This is a genomic window from Paraburkholderia sp. EB58, assembly GCF_050436665.1.
Taxonomy (GTDB): Bacteria; Pseudomonadota; Gammaproteobacteria; order Burkholderiales; family Burkholderiaceae; genus Paraburkholderia.
The window spans coordinates 106315-124846 of sequence record NZ_JBNDMQ010000003.1 but is presented as its reverse complement, the minus strand read 5'-3'; the positions used below and the strand labels follow the sequence as shown (position 1 = coordinate 124846).

General features: G+C 61.3%; 17 protein-coding genes and 2 riboswitches. Of the genes, 12 read left to right on the top strand and 5 right to left on the bottom strand.

What is annotated here, in order from left to right; genetic code table 11:
* Positions 1-99: 99 nt before the first annotated feature.
* The 5 genes from cpaB to P3T40_RS05680 all read right to left on the bottom strand — a co-directional run bounded on the left by cpaB (position 100) and on the right by P3T40_RS05680 (position 2573).
* Entirely contained in the window at positions 100-939 is an 840-nt protein-coding gene (gene cpaB, locus P3T40_RS05700; RefSeq protein ID WP_429266712.1) for a Flp pilus assembly protein CpaB, read from the bottom strand.
* A gap of 226 nt (positions 940-1165) precedes the next feature.
* Entirely contained in the window at positions 1166-1711 is a 546-nt protein-coding gene (locus P3T40_RS05695; RefSeq protein WP_429266711.1) for an A24 family peptidase, read from the bottom strand.
* Between the two features lie 31 nt (positions 1712-1742).
* Complete coding sequence (locus P3T40_RS05690) at positions 1743-1880, bottom strand: Flp family type IVb pilin (protein ID WP_429266986.1); 138 nt, start codon at positions 1878-1880, stop codon at positions 1743-1745.
* 189 nt (positions 1881-2069) lie between these two features.
* The gene (locus P3T40_RS05685) at positions 2070-2240 is read right to left on the bottom strand and encodes a Flp family type IVb pilin (RefSeq protein ID WP_429266710.1); all 171 of its coding nucleotides are present in this window, start codon (positions 2238-2240) and stop codon (positions 2070-2072) included.
* 93 nt (positions 2241-2333) lie between these two features.
* Positions 2334-2573, bottom strand: coding sequence for a hypothetical protein (locus tag P3T40_RS05680; protein ID WP_429266709.1), 240 nt, complete (start codon positions 2571-2573; stop codon positions 2334-2336).
* Between the two features lie 619 nt (positions 2574-3192).
* Between P3T40_RS05680 and P3T40_RS05675 the strand changes: the two genes are divergently transcribed.
* The 12 genes from P3T40_RS05675 to P3T40_RS05620 all read left to right on the top strand — a co-directional run bounded on the left by P3T40_RS05675 (position 3193) and on the right by P3T40_RS05620 (position 18453).
* Complete coding sequence (locus tag P3T40_RS05675) at positions 3193-4434, top strand: glycosyltransferase family 87 protein (protein ID WP_429266708.1); 1242 nt, start codon at positions 3193-3195, stop codon at positions 4432-4434.
* Positions 4431-5744 carry a glycosyltransferase family 87 protein gene (locus P3T40_RS05670; RefSeq protein ID WP_429266707.1) on the top strand — a complete coding sequence of 438 codons (1314 nt, stop codon included), beginning with the start codon at positions 4431-4433 and terminating at the stop codon, positions 5742-5744. The genes P3T40_RS05675 and P3T40_RS05670 overlap by 4 nt, the downstream gene beginning before the upstream one ends.
* 42 nt (positions 5745-5786) lie before the next feature.
* A complete protein-coding gene (locus P3T40_RS05665) occupies positions 5787-6848 on the top strand; it encodes a glycosyltransferase (RefSeq protein WP_429266706.1) in 1062 nt (353 codons plus the stop codon).
* A 43-nt stretch (positions 6849-6891) separates the two neighbouring features.
* Positions 6892-6954, top strand: a riboswitch (Fluoride riboswitch).
* A gap of 164 nt (positions 6955-7118) precedes the next feature.
* Positions 7119-8654: a MutS-related protein gene (locus tag P3T40_RS05660; protein ID WP_429266705.1), complete on the top strand. Its 1536-nt coding sequence runs from the start codon at positions 7119-7121 to the stop codon at positions 8652-8654.
* The gene (locus P3T40_RS05655) at positions 8651-10207 is read left to right on the top strand and encodes a MutS-related protein (RefSeq protein WP_429266704.1); all 1557 of its coding nucleotides are present in this window, start codon (positions 8651-8653) and stop codon (positions 10205-10207) included. The genes P3T40_RS05660 and P3T40_RS05655 overlap by 4 nt, the downstream gene beginning before the upstream one ends.
* A 112-nt stretch (positions 10208-10319) precedes the next feature.
* Positions 10320-10688 (top strand): DUF190 domain-containing protein, encoded by a 369-nt coding sequence (locus P3T40_RS05650; protein WP_429266703.1) that lies wholly within the window; start codon positions 10320-10322, stop codon positions 10686-10688.
* 50 nt (positions 10689-10738) lie between these two features.
* A riboswitch (Fluoride riboswitch) is annotated at positions 10739-10810 on the top strand.
* A gap of 234 nt (positions 10811-11044) precedes the next feature.
* Complete coding sequence (locus P3T40_RS05645) at positions 11045-11992, top strand: respiratory chain complex I subunit 1 family protein (RefSeq protein WP_429266702.1); 948 nt, start codon at positions 11045-11047, stop codon at positions 11990-11992.
* A 6-nt stretch (positions 11993-11998) separates the two neighbouring features.
* Positions 11999-12679 (top strand): hydrogenase, encoded by a 681-nt coding sequence (locus P3T40_RS05640; RefSeq protein ID WP_429266701.1) that lies wholly within the window; start codon positions 11999-12001, stop codon positions 12677-12679.
* Between the two features lie 2 nt (positions 12680-12681).
* Positions 12682-14157, top strand: coding sequence for a hydrogenase 4 subunit F (locus tag P3T40_RS05635; protein WP_429266700.1), 1476 nt, complete (start codon positions 12682-12684; stop codon positions 14155-14157).
* Entirely contained in the window at positions 14154-15641 is a 1488-nt protein-coding gene (locus P3T40_RS05630) for an NADH-quinone oxidoreductase subunit C (protein WP_429266699.1), read from the top strand. Before P3T40_RS05635 ends, P3T40_RS05630 begins: the two co-directional genes overlap by 4 nt.
* A gap of 12 nt (positions 15642-15653) precedes the next feature.
* Positions 15654-16472 carry an NADH-quinone oxidoreductase subunit NuoB gene (gene nuoB / locus P3T40_RS05625; RefSeq protein ID WP_429266698.1) on the top strand — a complete coding sequence of 273 codons (819 nt, stop codon included), beginning with the start codon at positions 15654-15656 and terminating at the stop codon, positions 16470-16472.
* The gene (locus P3T40_RS05620; RefSeq protein WP_429266697.1) at positions 16462-18453 is read left to right on the top strand and encodes a proton-conducting transporter membrane subunit; all 1992 of its coding nucleotides are present in this window, start codon (positions 16462-16464) and stop codon (positions 18451-18453) included. The genes nuoB and P3T40_RS05620 overlap by 11 nt, the downstream gene beginning before the upstream one ends.
* Positions 18454-18532 lie beyond the last annotated feature (79 nt).

The window sequence follows — 18532 nt, the reverse complement described above, 5'->3', positions numbered from 1 at the left end:
GGATGCTGTAGATCGCGGTCGTTGTTTGGTGTGGTTGTTCGTGCGGGTTGCGGTTGGCACGCACGGCTTCAGGCCGTTGCGGCGTGGTCCCCGTACCCGTCAAAAGCATTCCTGACTGCCGCTTACGCCGGAGAGCACGCCAATGCAGTCACGCTTGACCGGCGCGCGGCTGACATACTTCACGCGTGTCGGTTGCGGTGCCGCGACCGGAGCGGAAGCCGGCACGGGGGCCGAAGCACCGAGCAGGGTCAGCTTGGTGGCGCCGGCGGTGGCGAGGGTGTCGGCATCCACCTGATTGCGCAGCACGAGCGAGAGCGTGCCCACGCTGCGGGCCAGATCCAGCTTCTCCGCCTGATCGGGCGTGACCTCGAGCGTGACGGCGTTGACCACCTTCGGCGCGGTGTCGTCGCGATTGACCTGTTGGGCCACCGCCAGCACGAGGATCTTTTCGAGGACGGTCTTCGAAATGCTTTGCTGCGTGTCGCTCTTGTTGTACTGATCCTGCTGGGTATTGACAATCACGTCGACATAGTTGCCTGGCAGTGCGAAGCCCGCCACGCCGACTACGTCGTTCACGCGTACCGTAATGGCCCGATGGCCTTCGCCAATCACCGCGGACAGACCGCCTTTGGTGCCGACCGGCGCGAGCTTCGATTCGAGTACCGGTTCGCCGCGCTGCAGGCTGGTTCGCAGCACGCGTCCGTCGAGCGACTTGGGGTCGGTGAAAGCACCGGGCGGGATGCTATTGGTCGGCCAGCTGACGGTGTGAATCATGGCACCGCTGATCGGTTCGCCGAGGTTGAGGTCGTCGGTTGCGACGGCGACCTGGGTCACCGCGCCCGACGAGGTTTGCACCAACCATCGGGAGGCGAACACCACGGCGGCCAATCCCGCCAGCATGGCGACCGCCAGCATGATGAATGCGCGACTGTTCTTCATGACGTGACTCCTCGTAAAGCGGGTGAAACTCGACGGTCGTCCGGCGTTGTAGCGCCTGTGTGACGTCCGGCCAGCGTGTCGGTAAAGACGGTGGTGGTGATGGCGGCGGGGCCATCGTTACCACTGCCTGCTTGGTGTTCGTGATGCCCGGTACCGATCTCCGACCGGTGCCGCTTTTGATTCAAATCCGGCCGGCGATCTGCCCGGCTGGCGCAGTGCAACTTGCTCATGCGACGGTCGTGAACAACACGCCCAGGGTTCCTGCTGCAATCGCGACGCCGTAGGGCAGCGAGCCAACCGACTCGAGCGGAGCCGGTTCACCTGCCGCGGAACTCGGGCCGGGTTGCGTTGCGCTCGTCATCAGGCACTGCAGGTTGGTGAAGAGATGTCCGACCCGCCTGCGCCGTGCGGCCACCGCCAGCGACCAGATGCCGCCGATGACGAAGGTGGCGAGCGCGATACGGAAGGCCATGGACGCCCCCACCCACGCGCCCACCATCATCAGTAACTTGACGTCTCCCGCCGCCATGCCGCGCACCAGATAAAACGGCAGCAGTAGCGCGAAGCCAGTGAGTGCACCTGCGAGCCAGGTGGCGCTGCCCGCGAGTGGGCCGTGCAACCAGCCTTGAACCAGCAGGGCGGCGACCAGCCCCGCCAGGATGATCGGGTTGGGGATGCGGCGGCTCACGATGTCCGTGCTCGCCGTGACGATTACCAGCAGCGCGACGCATGCCGGAATCGGGTAAGGGAGAAGCGGGAAGCCTGGCATCATGAGCCTCGTGAATGAATGGGTTCAGGCGGGTTCAAACCGACGCTGCAATGTCGCTGAACACCGAATTCAGGTTGGTGCCGAGTGAGCTGACGGAACCGATAATCACGAGGGCAATCAGCGCAGCGATCAGGCCGTACTCGATGGCAGTGACGCCGTCTTCGTCGCGGATAAATGCTTGCGCTGCACTGCCGGCGCGGAACCAACCGGTACGCGCGACGGGCTTCGACTGGGCGATTCTGAAAACGAAACGGGCTGTGTTCACGATTGACTCCTGGTTGCTGGGCCGGCGCGGCCACCAATCAAAGGAAACAGGCGGGACGGACGACGCTAGGCATAGGGTCGTCCGCCGCCGGAAGGCTCAAACCGAAGCGGCGACGTCGCTGAACACGAGGTTCAGGTGCGTACCCAAGGTCGTCACCGAACCGATGATGATGAGGGCGATCAGCGCTGCGATCAGGCCGTACTCGATGGCGGTGACGCCGTCTTCATCGCGGAGGAAACGCTTTGCGTGGATGAGGATGTTTTGCATGACAATCTCCAAGAGGACTACTACGGATGTAACCCTGCGCCGAAATTGGCGTCAGGAAGGCACTGCGGGTACAGCGAAAGAATCCGGATTGGCTTAGCTAATCTCGCGCGGCGGATCTGTATCGTCAGATACGGAGAGCCGTTGGCAAGCGGCATTGCAATCGAGGGGAGTCGAGGTGCGGGCTTCGTGGTAGCCCGGCCATGCGGGCAACGAAACAAACACATCGCTGCCGGCTTGCTCGCCGTGAAGCTTCGACGAGGCTGCGACAGGCTTCCAGTTCAACGGCTCGCGTTGAAGGCGGTTGGTCTTCCGCGTGAATGCATCGTTGTTCATTTTGTTTCCCCGCTTCGGTTGCTTATGTATGGCACTGGGGGTGGTCAGATCCCCTGTCTGCGGTGCCCGGTCTGTTTCTGGACAGTACCTGTTCGACTTCCGCGCTCATCCCTATGCAAGGGGTGGGCCAGCTCGCGCAAAACCGCGAAAACATTGGGGGTGCCCGGTGTTCCAGGCGCGCGGCGGGTCGTCCGTGCCCGGGTTGTCGCAACCTTGAGACGAATCGAGGGGGGAGGCTGTCCGTCCAACGTCGTTGGAACCCCCGTGGCGCCTGCATTGCGGCTTTCGACCAGGGACTTTCCATGAGTTCGCCACGACGACGATTTCACGAAAAACGACGGGATTTCAAATGGCCCAACTGGACAAGATGTCTCAAGGTTGAGGCAAATCGTGAGCGTCGAGCCCGCGAGCGCATGGATTTCGCCCATCCAGAGGGGTGAGGGGTGTCAGCCATCGTCCACTACGCTAACGCGGGGCTTGAAAGTTAGATTGTTTTCCTACAACAATGAACCCAACGCAGGCGCGCGATACGCCAGATCGTATGCTTAGGAATCGAAACAAAATCAAAAGTGACCGGATGGGCCGGATTGTTTTCCGGCGCATAAATAAGGCGGGGATGATGGATATCTTTCTTCGGGGATTGGGCCGCACCGAGCGCCGCGTTGGTGACTGGGTGACACGCGAGCGGATGGTCGTGTATAGCGTGGCGGCACTCCTCGTTCACGCAACGATCCTGGGTTTGTGGGCCTGGAGTAGCGCGGGCTTTACTTCGAACAGCAGTTATCGGCCCGGAACAGACTTCTCGGTATTCTGGGTCGCCTCTCACGTTATGTTGCATGGCGTGCCTGCACAGGTCTACGACTACCTCGCATTTGGCAAGCTCGAGCAACTCCTGCTGAGTGGGTATCAGCACGGCGGCTTTCTGCCGTGGCTTTATCCACCCATGTTCCTGCTGCTCGTTACGCCGCTCGGGCTGTTGCCGTTCTGGCTGGCGTTCTTTACTTTCGTAGGTGCAAGTGTGGCTGTCTTCGTGGCTGGCGTGTTGCGCGTGTCGGGTCTCGGTCACGCGCTGGGCAAGGCGAAGCTGGCCCGACTCGTGGTGGCGGCATCTCCTTGCGTGTTCGTGTGTGCGACCTTTGGACAGAACTCGCTGCTGACGGCGGCGCTGGCGGCGTTCGCGGTGGGCTGGGTCGAGCGCAAGCCGGTTCTCGCTGGCATCTGCATTGGTTTGCTGGCCGCAAAGCCGCAGATGGCGCTGCTGTTCCCGCTGGTGTTGATTGCGGCGCAGGCATGGCGCGTGATAGCGGTCGCCGCGGTGACGGCGGTTCTGTTCACGGTACTGAGCCTGCTGGTGTGCGGACCACAGTCGCTGCATCTGTTTCTCGCTAGCGCCGACCTTGCGCGCGATATCACGCTTGAGCATGGTTACCGTTTCTGGCTGGCTTCTCCTACGCCGTTCGCCGCGTTCCGGCTTGCCGCCATGGATCTGACGCTGGCCTATATCGCGCAAGCCTGTGTGGCACTCGTCGCGGCTGCTGCTGCCTGCTATGTGTGGCAGCGCACACACGAGACCGGGTCACGCGCGGCGGTTCTGGCAGTGGCGACATTGATCGCCAATCCCTACGTTTGGCACTACGAGCTGGCATGGCTCGGGATCGCGCTGGCATGCATGGCCGCGACGGGACTGCAGCGCGGATGGGCCCGCGGTGAGCAGACGATACTCGTGCTTGCCTGGATCCTGCCGCTGTACGAATTCTTCAACCGCGTCGCTGAATGGCCACAGGTTGGGCCGATCATCCTGCTGCTGATGCTCCTGATGATCCTGCAGCGCGTGCGCACCGACACTGGAAGCGTGCAATGAATCCGATCTCATCGAATCCTCCGCATACGGTGCGACGCTCGCCACTGACCTCGTTCGAGGCCGCCCATGTCCGGCGCGGGCAACACTGGCTCAACGGCGAGCGTCTGCGTACTTATTCGCTAGTGGCACTGGTCTGTTACGGAGTGTTCCTGCTTGTCTACCTGTATCGGACCGAGTGGCAGCACCGGCCCGATTTCGGCCCGCTGGCGATGGACTTTCTGCCGTTCTGGAGCGCATCGTTCCTGGCCTTGCATCACCACGCAATCGACGCGTACAACGTTGTCGCGCTGACCGCCGTGGAAACGGACGCAATCGCTCGCGACCCTGGCGTCTTGCCCTGGCTCTATCCGCCCACCTTCCTGCTGGCGGTGTATCCACTGGCGCTGCTGCCGTTCAAATTTGCTGCAGTGGTGTTTCTGGGCGGTACGCTGGCGCTCTTTGTCAGGGTCATGTGCGCGATCGTTCCGGGCAGGCAAACGGTTCTGCTCGTGCTTGCGTTTCCGGGGGCGGCCCTGGTGCTCGTGTCTGGGCAGAATGGTCTTCTGACCGCCTCCATCGCGGGAATTGGTCTGGTGTTGTTGCGGCGTCAACCCGTGCTCGCCGGCATCTGTTTGGGATTGCTATGCATCAAGCCACATCTGGCCGTGCTGTTTCCGCTTGCGTTGTTGTGTTCGCGGTCCTGGCGCGTGCTTGCTGCGATGGCGGCGACGGCAGCGGTCCTGCTTGTGGTGTCCGTACTGGCGTTCGGCACGGGGACGCTGGCGGCCTTTCTGCACAACGCGGGCATGATTGCCGGTTTCGTCGAGTCAGGCCGTGCGGCGCTTGCACGGATCCCGACCGTGTTCGCGCTGGCAACGCTAGCGCACGTTCCTGCCGCATGGGCCTATACAGCACAGGGCGCAGCCGCATTGATTGGCGCAGCGGCAGTGTGCAACGCATGGGGCCGCGAGTGTTCCTATGAGCTGCGCGCCGCAGTGTTGATCTGCGCGAGTCTGCTCGTCAGCCCCTATCTGTTCGACTACGACCTCACCTGGTTAGGCATGCTGATCGCATGGTGCGTGCGGCACGGACTCGCCCGCGGCTGGAAGCGCTATGAGCGCGAGTGGCTGGTGGGGCTGTGGTTTGTGCCCATTGCGGGCGTCTTCGTGGTGATGCAACTGAAATTTCAATTCATGCCGCTCGTGGTTGCGGCGACGCTCTGGATGTTGATGCGGCGGATCGCGCAGGAGCGGCGGGAACCCGCGGTGCTGGAAGGCGGTGACGTGCAATCCGAGCCGTCGCTCGTACCGTTTCAAGGATTGCAGCGTTAAGTGCCAGTAAAAACAATTGATTTAACGGGGAAGGGGGGCATCATGTCCACACATAACACTAGAAATCTGATTTCGCTGGTTGTGCCGTTCTACAACGAAGGCGAAGCCGTCGATCATTTCTTTGCACAGATCGTGCCGGTGCTGGAAGCGATCGAAGGGATTCGCTTCGAGATCGTCTGCGTGAACGACGGCAGCAGCGATACAACGCTCGACAAGCTGATCGCAGCCAGCGCGAAAGACGCGCGGGTGCGGGTGGTGGACCTCACGCGCAACTTCGGCAAGGAGGCGGCGCTGACGGCGGGCCTCGACGAGGCGCTCGGCGACGCGGTGATCCCGATCGACGCTGATCTGCAGGATCCGCCCAGCCTGATTCCTGTGATGATCGAACACTGGCGCGCAGGCGCCGAAGTGGTCGCGGCAAAACGGACTAACCGCGCATGCGATTCGTTTGCCAAGCGCACTGCGGCCGCGCTGTACTACCGCGTCCACAATGCGCTGTCCGATCTGAAGGTACCGGAGAACGTCGGTGACTTCCGGCTGATGGACCGCCAGGTGGTCAACGCGCTGAAGCGCCTGCCGGAGCGGCGCCGCTTCATGAAGGGGCTGTTCGCGTGGGTGGGCTATCGCACCGTGATCGTCGAGTATCAACGTGAAGCACGCAGCGCCGGTCATTCGAAATTCTCGGGATGGCGGCTGTGGAATTTCGCGCTCGAAGGCATCACAAGCTTCAGCACGGTGCCGCTGCGGTGCTGGACGTATATTGGCCTCGCGATCGCCGCGTTGTCTTTCGTCTATGGTGGCTTCATGATCGGGCGCACGCTGCTGCTCGGCAATCCGGTACCGGGCTATGCGTCGCTGCTGTGCGTGTTGCTCTTCATGGGCGGCATCGAGCTGATCGGGATCGGTGTGATCGGCGAATACATTGGGCGCATCTACTACGAGTCAAAAGAGCGGCCGGTATATCTCGTGCGGCGCCGCTATCAGGCCCGCAGCAAGGTGAGCGCGCTGCCGGTGCGTGAAAACGTGGCGGGTGCAGCTGCGTCACTGCGCTTCGAGCATGCGCGCAAGCGGATTGCGCCGCGTATGCGTGTGGCTGGGCGATAGGGGGCAGCGGCTTGCTTCCTGGTGTTGCGCGGCATACACTGAAATCTGATGTGGAGATGGCATTCCTCCAAAACCGCCCCTAGGGGCTAATGATGCCTACAGGCCTGGACTCGGGCACTGTGGGCATACTTCGACTCGCTTCGCTTCCCGCAAGCGTGCGCCATTGCCAAGCAGGCACCCCTCCCAGTCCGATTCGCCGTACCGACCACGTTTGCCCGCTTCGTAGATTGCGGTCGAATGCGTGGCCGTGCACGCAGGGAGAGGGTAGGCATGGCCTTTCACAGCATCCTTTTCGAAACGCCGCAGGACGGTCCAAAACGCGATGACGCGCTGGAACCGGATTTCTTTGGCGATCTCAACCTCGATCAGATTGTCTCGGCCGTCACACTCGGCCGAAATAACTACAACCTGAAGCCGTTCTTTTATGCCGAGTTATCGCGCGAGGAAGCGATCGCATACCGCCATGAGGTCATGCAAGACCTCGACAACGCGGACGTACTCGACAGTATCGAAGCCTTCGCTCAAGGTATGCGCAAAGTGCGTGAATACCTTGCTCAAGCGGAGAAGCTCTACTATCGGCTCCAGAAAACCTGGTGGTTCATGGAAGCCGTGGCGGTCTACGGCGAAACGCTTCTGAACTTCGATCGCGCGTTGCCGGCGGCCTCGCCGCGGTCGAAAGGGCTGCGTGGATTCCAGCTCTATCTGGCCGGGTACGTCGCGTCGGAGCGCTTCCGGTTGCTGATACATGAGGCTGCCGAAATCAGGAGACGCCTCTCGGCGATCCGATATTGCGTGCGCATCAAGGGCAGCGCGGTGACGGTGCAAGACTACGACGGGGAAGCCGACTACAGCGCCGAAGTGCTGGGCATCTTCGAGCGATTCAAGCAGAGTGCTGTCAAGGACCACCGCGTTGAGCTGCGCGACTGGCTGGAAATGAACCACGTCGAGGCACATGTACTCGATTTCGTTGCGCAACTGCATCCGCAGGTGTTCACGGAGGCCGTAACGTTTTGCTCGAATCACGCCAACTATCTCGATGCCACGATCCAGACATTCGACCGTGAAGTCCAGTTCTATCTTGCCTACCGCGACTACATAGGCGTCTGCAAAGCGGCGGGCCTGAACTTTTGCTACCCGCGTGTCTCGTCCGGCAGTAAAGCAGTGCATGGCAATGAGACGTTCGATCTGGCGCTCGCGCACAAGCTCGTGACCGAACACCGGCAGGTCGTATGCAACGACTTTCGTCTCGATGGCGAAGAGCGTCTCATCGTCGTATCGGGTCCCAACAACGGTGGCAAGACGACCTTTGCGCGTCTGTTCGGCCAACTGCACTATCTGGCAAAGGTTGGCTGTCCTATCCCCGGTCGAAGCGCTGCACTCTTTCTCTACGACCGGCTTTTCACGCATTTCGAGCACGAAGAAAATACGAAAGACTTGCGCGGCGAGCTGCAAGACGACCTGATGCGGGTCCATCAGATCGTGGCGAACGCAAGCTCGCGCAGCGTCGTCATCATGAACGAGATATTCAGTTCAACGACGCTGACGGATGCACTTTTCCTGAGCAAGAAGATCATCGGTGAGATATTGGAACGCGGCGCATTGTGCGTTTGCGTGACTTTCATCGATGAGCTTGCGAATCTGGGTGCGCAGGCGGTGAGCATGGCGAGCGAAATCAAGCCTGGAGATCCGGCTTCCCGCACGTATCGGGTAAGGAGGAGGGCGGCCGACGGTCGCGCTTATGCGGCGTCGATTGCCGAGCACTACGGCCTGAGCTATGACCGTCTGAAGGAGCGGCTTGGGCTATGAAGGCACATCTCCTGTACAAAGACCGCGATTTGAACTTGCACCGCGAGCCTGGCTGGAACGAGGAAGCGCTGGTGCGGGACCTTGGGCTGAACACGCTATATCAGTCAATGGCCAGCGGGGACGCGTTTATTCTCGAGATCGTCAGGCGTGTCGTTGTGGTGAGCTCAGTCGAGCCGGACGAAATCGCCTGGCGCCAGGCGATCCTCAACGACTGCATCATCAACGAAGCCGTGGTGCGGCAGCTCCACGCCATCGCGCTCGAAGCGATCGAAATCGAAAAGAAGAGCTACTACAGCTTCTTTACCGCGTCGCCCAGTTCGGTGTTGCATGGTTCCCGGGAGTTGATCCAGCAATTCGTTGGCGTGCTGAAGAAACTGAGGAGTCTGGCTGACCTGCAAACAGCGAGCTTTCAGTCGGAAGGATTTGTGCGGTTTTTCTCGATGATCCAGGGCGAGTTGACGGACGACTATTTCTCGACGATCCAGCGCTGTCTCAAGGAGCTTAAGTTCAACGGAGGCGTGTTGATCAGCGCGGGCCTGGGCAGCGGTAACAAGGGAACCCAGTACATTTTGCGCAAACCCCGCGATAAGGATCCTAACTTTCTGAAGCGTCTGCTCGTGAAACGGCCGCCTTCGCTGACGTTTCGTATTGCTGATCGCGATGAGAACGGCGCCCGGGCGCTGGCGGATCTGGAGGCGCGCGGCATCAATCTCGTTGCCAACGCGCTTGCGCAATCGGTCGACCACATACTCAGCTTCTTCACGATGCTGCGTACCGAACTCGCCTTTTACATCGGTTGCATCAACTTGCATGCTGACTTGAAGCGGCGCTGCCTCCGCGTGTGCGTTCCCGTTCCACTGCCACGCAACGACAGGCAACTGGCTTGTGACGGTTTGTATGACGCGAGTCTGGCGCTGCGTATGGAGCACGCGCCAGTCGGCAATGACGTACGCGGGGACGGCATGGAGCTGCTCATCATCACTGGTGCCAATCAGGGCGGCAAGTCGACGTTCCTGTGCGCTGTCGGGTTGGCGCAGGTCATGATGCAATGCGGGATGTTCGTTGCGGCTGAGTCGTTCTCCGCGAACGTGTGCGACGGAATCTATACGCACTATAAACGCGAAGAAGATGCGTCGATGCAAAGCGGCAAGCTCGACGAGGAACTCCGGCGCATGAGTGAGATCGTTGAGCGCATCCAGGAACACTCGCTGCTATTGAGTAATGAGTCGTTCGCCGCCACCAACGAGCGCGAGGGGTCCGAGATCGCGCGACAGATCATCGCGGCATTGCTGGAAAAGCACGTAAAGATCGTGTTCGTGACGCATCTGTACACGCTGGCTCACGCACTATACGAGCGAAGAACGCAAGACATGATGTTCCTGAGAGCGCAGCGAGAGCCTGACGGCGAGCGCACCTTTAAGCTGACCGAGGCCGAGCCTCTTCAAACCAGTTATGGGGAAGACTTGTACAGGCAGATATTTTTGTCGCAGCGAGGCGGTCAAACGGACGTTGCGTCTGCCCCAGTGCCCGATTGCCTGGCGAAAGCCGGGTAGCGCGCGAGGCGGGAAACTGCGATGGCGCTATATTGCACCGCACAAAGAAACATCGCGACACCCATGAACTAGAATGAATCAAGCGGCGACCATTGCGCGGCGGAGGTGCACCATGAACGGCTATCAACTCACTTTTTATACCGAGAAGAACCGTAAGCACGGCCATCAGACGGTATGCGAGTGGCTGCTGCATGAGGTCCCCAAACTGGGCATTCGTGGCGCAACCGTCATCAATTGCGCTGAGGGCATCGGCCACGCCGGTGCGCATCATGCTGCGCATGTGCTCAAGCTCACCGATCAGCCGGTACAGATCATCCTTGCCGTCACTGAAGAAGAGGCCGAGCGGTTACTGGATCTCGTGCGCACCGAACAGGTACACGTCTTTTATATGCGCTTTCCCATTGAGTTCGGTCTGATTGGCGAGGACATCCCGCACAAGCCATCAAAGCACTTTTCCCTCTTCGGTCGCTCGACAGGATAAGTGGCAATACTGACTTTGCATGCGCCGGAGCGTCTCCTATACTCGAAACTGACTTTTGTGGAGATGGCATTCCTCCCTAACCGCCGCTAGTGGTCTTCGCGGCTAATGATGCCTACAGGGTCCCCGGGCGCTTCGGGGCCGGTAGGCATTTTTCAGCCGGCTCGCCATTTCGAGCTTCTCGGGGCATATCGTTGCCTACAAGAATGCAAAAACATGAGATGCGCAAGCGAGTCGCCGTGCAGCTATCGTTGCCGCTCCCGTTCGCACGCTTTGCCGGGTTTTCCCTTGGCGGCTCGCGCGTGCTCTGAGACGCCGCATACCCTGGTTCGGCCGCCTTCCGTTTTCACGGAGGCGGGATGAGCGCGCGCGACGTTGCACTCCAGATCGCCCAGGTGGTGACCGTCATTGCGCTGTCACCGCTTCTGCAGGGCGTCATTCTCCAGTGGGAGGAGCGCGTGCAGCGCGCACGCGGTCCGGGCATCTTCCAACCGTATCGCGACTTGTGGAAGCTTTTCCACAAGCAGCTCGTCGTACCGAACACCGCCTCCTGGATTTACTGGACTGCACCGGTCGTCGCCTTCACCTGCATGCTCACGGTACCGATCCTTATCCCGGTGCTCACCGACTTCCCCCTGCCGCTTTCCGATATGGGCGACATCCTTGGCGGCGGCCTGATCCTCACGCTGGGGTCGTTTGCGGTGGTGTTGGCGGGGCTGGACTCGGGTAGTGCCTATGGCGGCATCGGATCGAGCCGCTCGGTGATGCTCGGCATTCTCGCGGAGCCGACGCTGATCCTCGTGCTGGTCGGCATCACGCTGCTCGCAAAGGCCATGTTGCCGTTCGTCGTGAACCACCTGCTGGTGGCGCAGCCTTCCGTCTACTGGAGTCCGGCGCACCTGTTGCTCGTTTTCGCCTTTTTCGTCCTGCTCCTCGTCGAAACGGACCGCCTGCCGATTCACTCGAGTACGCATATCGAGGTGTACATGATCGAGGAGGCACGGATTCTCGAGTATTCCGGACCGCTGCTTGCGTTGCTCAAATGGGCGTCGATGATGAAGCAGTTCATTCTCTACACCATCTTTTGCAACGTGCTGACGTTGCCATGGGGGCTGTCACAGAAGGGGACTGCGCTCGGTGCACTCGGTGCCGCGGTGGGGCTTTTCCTGCGCATGCTGCTGGTCGCGCTCGTGGTTGTGCTCGTCGAAACGGCGCAATCGAGGTTGCGCTTCTTCCGGTATCAGGAGCCGCTTGCCGCTTCGTTCATGCTGGCGGTGCTTGCGATCGCCGCCAACCAGCTTCGGTGACACGAGATGCTGCTCGCCCACCTGAGTCCGCTCGCCGCGTCCCTGTTCAGCCTGCTGTCGATCGGCAGTCTCCTGCTGGCGTTCGTGATGCTGGGCTCGCGCTGGCTGAAGGACTATCTGCTCGCGTTCATGGCCGAGTCGTGGCTGATTGCAGCGCTCTCAGGCGCGGTGGGCTACTACGGCAATTATCACGAGCTGTATCTGATTGCACTGCTGACCGCATTCTTTCGCGGCCTGGTGCTGCCGTATCTCATCTGGCGAATCATCATCAGGCTCGCGGTCGAGCGGGAATTGCACGTGATCCTTCAGCCGAGTTCAAGCCTGGTTCTGGGTGCGCTGCTGGTGCTGTTCGCCTTTGTCGTGTCGAACCATCTGGGCAACGCGCTGGGTCTCGGCGGTACCGTTGTCGTGCTGGCACTCACGGTAATGCTTTCGATGAAACTCATCGGCTTTCTGATGCTGGCGGTCCGTCATGAGGCGATCAGCCAGGTGCTTGGCCTGCTGATTCTGGAGAACGGCATTTTTCTCGGTTCCCAGATACTCGTACCTGGCATGCCCATGCTGATCGAACTGGTGTTGCTGTTCGATCTCCTCGTCATCGTTGTGAGCTTTGGGGTATTGGTCCGTTACCTGGTGGCGCACGTCGGCAGTACGAGCAGCCGTGAACTCAGACGGCTGGTGGGGTAGCCATGATCGAAACGTGGAGCGTCACGATCGTTGCTGCGCCGCTTGTGGTCGCCGCGATTTGCGCTGTCAGCCGGCACGCGCGCATCGCTGAGTACGCGAATCTGGCCGCTTCGGTCGTCTGCGTGGTTGCGGCAATTTCACTGGCGTGTATCGTCAGGAATCCACATCGATTTATGCACGGCTACGTGATGGTGGATGCGCTGGCCGCCTGGACGCTGCTCTGTACCGCGCTGGTATATTGCCTCGCCTCTATCTACGCGGTGGGCTACATGCGCCTGCTCGCCGAGGAGCGGCCGCGGCTGCCGAACTTCTATGCGCTCTTTGCGCTTTTTGCGGCGACGATGGTCTGCGGGCCGATCATGAACAATATCGGCGTCTACTGGATTGCGATTGAATTGACCACGCTCGTCAGCACTTTCCTCGTGGGTTTCGAGCGCGGTCAGGCGGCGATCGAAGCGGCGTGGAAGTACATCATCGTGGTGTCCGCAGGGATCAGTCTCGCACTGCTTGGAACGGTGCTTTTCTATTGGGCCGGCAGTCTGGTCATTGGTCCCACTTACGACATGACGTGGGACGTGCTGCGCCGGGCGGCTCCCAGCATGAATCCCGCGTTGACCCAAATGGCGTTCCTGCTTGTGCTGGTGGGCTACGGCACGAAGGCCGGGCTGGCGCCGATGCACACCTGGCTGCCGGACGCGCACAGCGAAGGGCCCGCACCGGTGTCCGCGATGCTCTCCGGCGCGCTGCTGAATACGGCGATGCTGGGCGTTGCACGCTTCCTGACGATCGAAGACGCCGCCGGTACGTCATTGCTGCCGCGTACCGTGCTCGTTGCATTCGGCGCCTTTTCGCTGTTTGTCGCCGCGCTCTTTATCGTCCGTCAGCAGGGCATCAAACGATTGATGGCGTATTCCAGCGTCGAGCACATGGGCGTGCTGGCGCTTGGCTTCGGATTTGGCGGTCCGCTCGCCATTGCTGCCGTGCTGTATCACATGCTGAACCATTCACTAGGCAAGTCGCTCATGTTCTTCGGCGCTGGAAATGTGATGCGCGTGTTCGGCACCACGCAGATGGATGAAATTCGCGGCGTATGGGATCGCTTTCCGGTCAGCGGCGCGCTGTGGCTGGCCGGCGCGGTGGCGATGACTGGCGCACCGCCATTTGGCCTCTTTCTGAGTGAGTTGACCTTGATGCGCGCTGGTATGGCAAGCGCGAATGTCTGGGCCGTCATCGTTATGTTGTTGTTGCTGATCGTCATCTTCATAGGCTTTCTCAACCACTTCAGGGCCATGTATTGGGAGTCCGGACCATTGGGGCAGGCTAAGGCGGCAGAGCGGGCGATCGACGTGAACGTCTGGATGACACTGCCGATGTGGCTTGCGCTGGTACCGGTGTTAGTCCTGGGACTGTGGTGGCCGCAGGACCTGTGGCGCTTCTTCGAAACGGTGGCAGCCGATCTGGGAGGGGCCGTGCGATGAACAACTGCGTGCTCAGGAACGTTGCACCGGGCGAGCTCGGTGCGGCGGCGGACCATCTGCTTTCCGCTGGTGGGCGCCTGCAGGCCGTGTACGCCTGGTTTCCGAAGCCGGACGCGCCGCAATTACGCTATATCGCGACGCTGCCCGGCCGACGGGCGTTCGAGAGTTGGCGCGTGGAAGCTGGCACGCAGCCGGTGCCGAGTCTGGCCGGCAAGTGTCCGCTGCTCGGCTGGTATGAACGTGAGGCGATGGAGATGAGCGGCGTCGCGTTTGCCGGTCATCCGGAACCTGAGCGGCTGGTGACGGCCTTTTTCCCGTCGATGGAGCGTGGCCCGCTCGAACCAGCTGAGGCGACGCATGCAAGCGTTGCGGCTTCGCTCGCGGCGCCGACGCTGCCCCAGGTCTCCGGAAAGCACGTCCAGCTATTGCCGTTCGGTCCTGTGCGAGCCGACGTCGTCGAGTCGGCGCAATTCATCTTCTACTACGTTGGCGAAGGCATTCTGCACTACCACCCGAATCTGTTTCTCAAGCATCGCGGGATGGAAAAGCAGTTCGAGGGGATGGACCTTGAAGCCGGTGCCTTGCTCGCTGAGCGCGTGTCGGGTGTGGATAGCGTCGCGCACGCGCTTGCGTATGTCCAGGCGATCGAGGACGCTACGGATTGCGTCGTGCCGCCCCGCGCACGGTGGCTGCGTGTCATCGCAGCGGAACTCGAGCGCATCTACAACCATTTGCACTATCTCGGCCACTTGTGCCACACAACCACGCTGAAGGTTGGCGAGGCGCAGGGCAAGCTTCTGGAGGAGCGCGCCAAGCAAATGAACGCGCTGGCGTCGGGCAGCCGGTTTTTGCGCAGTATTGTCTGGCCGGGCGGAGTGCGTCGCGATCTCGACGTCGTCGCAATCGCCCAGAGCGTGACGATCCTCGACCGCGATCTGCAACGGTATGTCGATCTCATCGAGCGGACCACCAGCCATCTCGACCGGCTCATTGCCACGGCGCCGCTCAGTCAACAGATTGCCTACGATCAAGGGGCGACTGGCCCCGTCGAACGGGCCTCCGGTATCGACCGCGACCTCAGACGGGATCGCCCGTATGCCGCTTATGATGAATTGCCACCTGCTGTCGCGACCCGCAGCGAAGGTGATGCGTACGCCAGGATGATGGTGCGCATCGCAGAGCTAAGGGCGAGCTTCGGACTGCTAGATGATGCGCTTGCTCGCGGCATCCCCGCCGGTCCATTGCTCGAACCTTGCCCGCGCGCGCCGAATTCAGAAGGACTCGGATGGGCGGAGTCACCGCGCGGCACGGTGATATATGCGCTGCACCTGGACGATCGCTCACGCATTTTACGAGCGAAGATCAAGTCCCCTTCGTTTTCGAACTGGCGGGTTTTTCCCTTCACCGTACACGACAGCAACATGATGGACTATGCGATCAACGAGGCGAGTTTCGGCTTGACCATTGCGGGTTGCGCGCGATAGCACGGAGGAACGATGTCTCTATGGACCTGGTTTGGGCTGACGAACGGCAATGTGAGCACCGAGTGGCCGCTCAAGGGCGACGCGCATGGCCAGCAGGGTGTGCTCGGCATGCCACGATATGACCCGGCCAAATGTCAGGATGCCTGTGACGCCTGCGCTCAGGCGTGCGTGACTCATGCCATCACGTTTGCTCCCGGCAGCGGCGCGCAGGTTCGTGCGGAGGTGGATTGGGGGCGCTGCATCGTCTGCCAGCGCTGCACGGAGGTGTGCCCCACCGGAGCGTTTTCTCCCTCCGCGGAGTGGGCGGTAGGCGTCACCGGGCGGGACGATCTGGTGTGGGCTGAAGCGCCTGCATCGGGCGCCGCTAGCGTGGCGGCTGGCGGAACCGGGCGAGCGCCGCGCCCGTTTCGTCGCAGTCTGCACATTCGCCATGTCGACGCGGGGTCGTGCAATGGCTGCGAATCGGAACTTCAGGCGTTGAACAATCCGTTCTACAACCTGCACCGGCTTGGCATCTTCTTTACCGCGTCGCCGCGTTTTGCCGACGTCCTGCTTGTCACCGGCCCGGTGACGCAGGCGATGCGCGGCCCGCTGCTGGCAACCTATGAGGCCATGCCGGATCCGAAGTGGGTCATCGCGACCGGCACATGCGCGGTCTCCGGCGGCGTCACGGGCGGCAATTACGCCTCTGGCAACGGGCTCGATGGCGTGTTGCCGGTTGACGTTTACCTGCCTGGCTGTCCGCCGAATCCCGCGGCAATCATGCACGCGCTGCTACTGATTCTCGGCCGCACCGAGCAGCGGATACGAGGAGGACGGCTTGAGCGTTGACCTGATTCTGGCCGCGAGTGTCCTATGGCTCGCCGGTGCCGTGCTGTCGCCGTTGGCCGCTTTGCGTGGGCTAGTCCGCTATCTGCTGAGCGCGGGTTGCACGTTGTGCGTCCTCGCGTGCCTGGCCGCGCTACCGACGGCGACGGAACGTGTCGAATTGCCGCTCGCACTCGCATCCCATGCAGTCGCGTTCGAGCTCGAACCGTCGGCCCTATGGCTGCTCGGCTTTGGCCTCGTACCGGCTATCTTCGCCTGCTGGCTGGGTTCGCCTCTGGCTGGCCGGTCGCGCGCCTGGGAGGCTGGCGCGGCGCTGAGCCTGCTTGGCGCACTGGGTATGTTCGGCTTGCAGGATGGCATGTCGATGCTCATCGCCTGGGAAGTCATGAGCCTGGGCGGGGCGCTCATGCTCGCAGGCGAGCGTGCGGGCGCCGCGGATGGCAAACCGCTCCTGTTCATGCTCGGGCTGCTGGAAGTGGGTGCCATTGCGCTGGTCTTCGCGATTCTGCTGCTGGATCGCAGCTCGGCGGATATTGGCTTCGATGCGTTCGGCTCGCACGCGTCGCGCCTATCCCCGCAGGCATCCTGGATGATTGGGATCGCACTGCTGGTGGGTTTCGGCGCAAAGTTGGGCCTCATTCCATTCTATGAGTGGTTTCCACGCGCCTATGCCTGCGGAAGCGGTGCGACGGGTGTGCTGTTTTCCGGCGTGGTGCTGAACGCGGCCTATTTCGCGTTGAGCCGCGGCTGGAATGGCTGGCTTGGCGTCGCCAGCGATAGCGCCACCGCGTTTGGCCTGGGCGGGGTGGCGGTGGCGATCGGTGTCGTGAGTGCTGTGCTGGCCATCCTGTTCGCGTTCCAGCAGGATGACTGGCGAACGCTGCTCAGTTACTCATCTGCGGAGAACGCGTCGATCGCGGTCGCCATGCTTGGCGTGACACAACTGTTTCGCAGCGACCATTTGAGCGAACTCGCGGGTCTCGCCTGGACGGTCGCCTTGCTGCATCTCGCTGGCCATTCACTTGCCAAAGGGGCGCTTTTCCTGGCGGCCGACGGAATCCATGCGTCGACAGGCAGCTACGACATCGTGCCACGCGGATGGATCAGGAAGGGCGGCTTCATGCTGGGCCTGGGCGCGCTCTTCGCAACGATGAGTCTTGCGTCTGTTCCACCGCAAGCGGGGTTCGTGAGCGAATGGTATGTCTTTCAAGCGGTATTTCAGGGGTTTCATTTGTCTGCGTTTACCGGGCGCCTTGTGCTGGTATTGGCTGGGGCAGGTCTCGCACTTGCGGCGGCCGTGGCACTCGCAACGTTCGTCAAACTGTTCGGCCTGGGACTGCTCGGCATGCCTGATCTCGACTACCAGCAGCCTGTGCCACGGCGCAACGCAGTAGCCGTTGGCGTGCTGGGTCTCTGTGTGCTGGCGGTGGCGGTGGGTGCGCCGCTTTGGCTCAACGCGCTGGTCAGCGGGGCTCAGGTGCTGTTCCGGGCCAACAGTCCCGAGGCGATGGTCGACGGATGGCTGCTCGTGCCGCTCACCGATAAGTTCGCATTTATCTCACCGTCGAAGCTCGTCATTGTGATGCCGTTGCTGGCGCTTCTGCCACTCATGGTCCTGTGGTTCGCAAAGACGCGCCCGGTGCGGCGCACGGCGGTATGGTTTGGCGGCATGACGACGGATGGCCATGAAGCGAGCACGACGCCGTTGACGTTTTCCAATGCCATGCGCACGTTCTACAGTTTCGTCTATCAGCCGACAATGACCACTGAACGCGAGCATGAGCAACGCGAATACTTTATCAAGCGACTGGTGTTCTCCGAGGGCGTGACGGACCTGTTCGGGCGGCATCTGTTCGAGCCGGTGACGCGCATCGTGATTGGGTGCGCCGAGCGGTTACGCGCGCTGCAGTCAGGCAATCTGAATTTCTATCTTGCGCTCATTGGCGGACTGCTTGTGGCGATACTCGCGTTGACGCTGGTGTAGGGGTTGCGCGCATCTCGTTGCTTGAACCGTTATCCTAAGCGTTATACAACCGCCTACATAACGACGCATCAAATGCGAT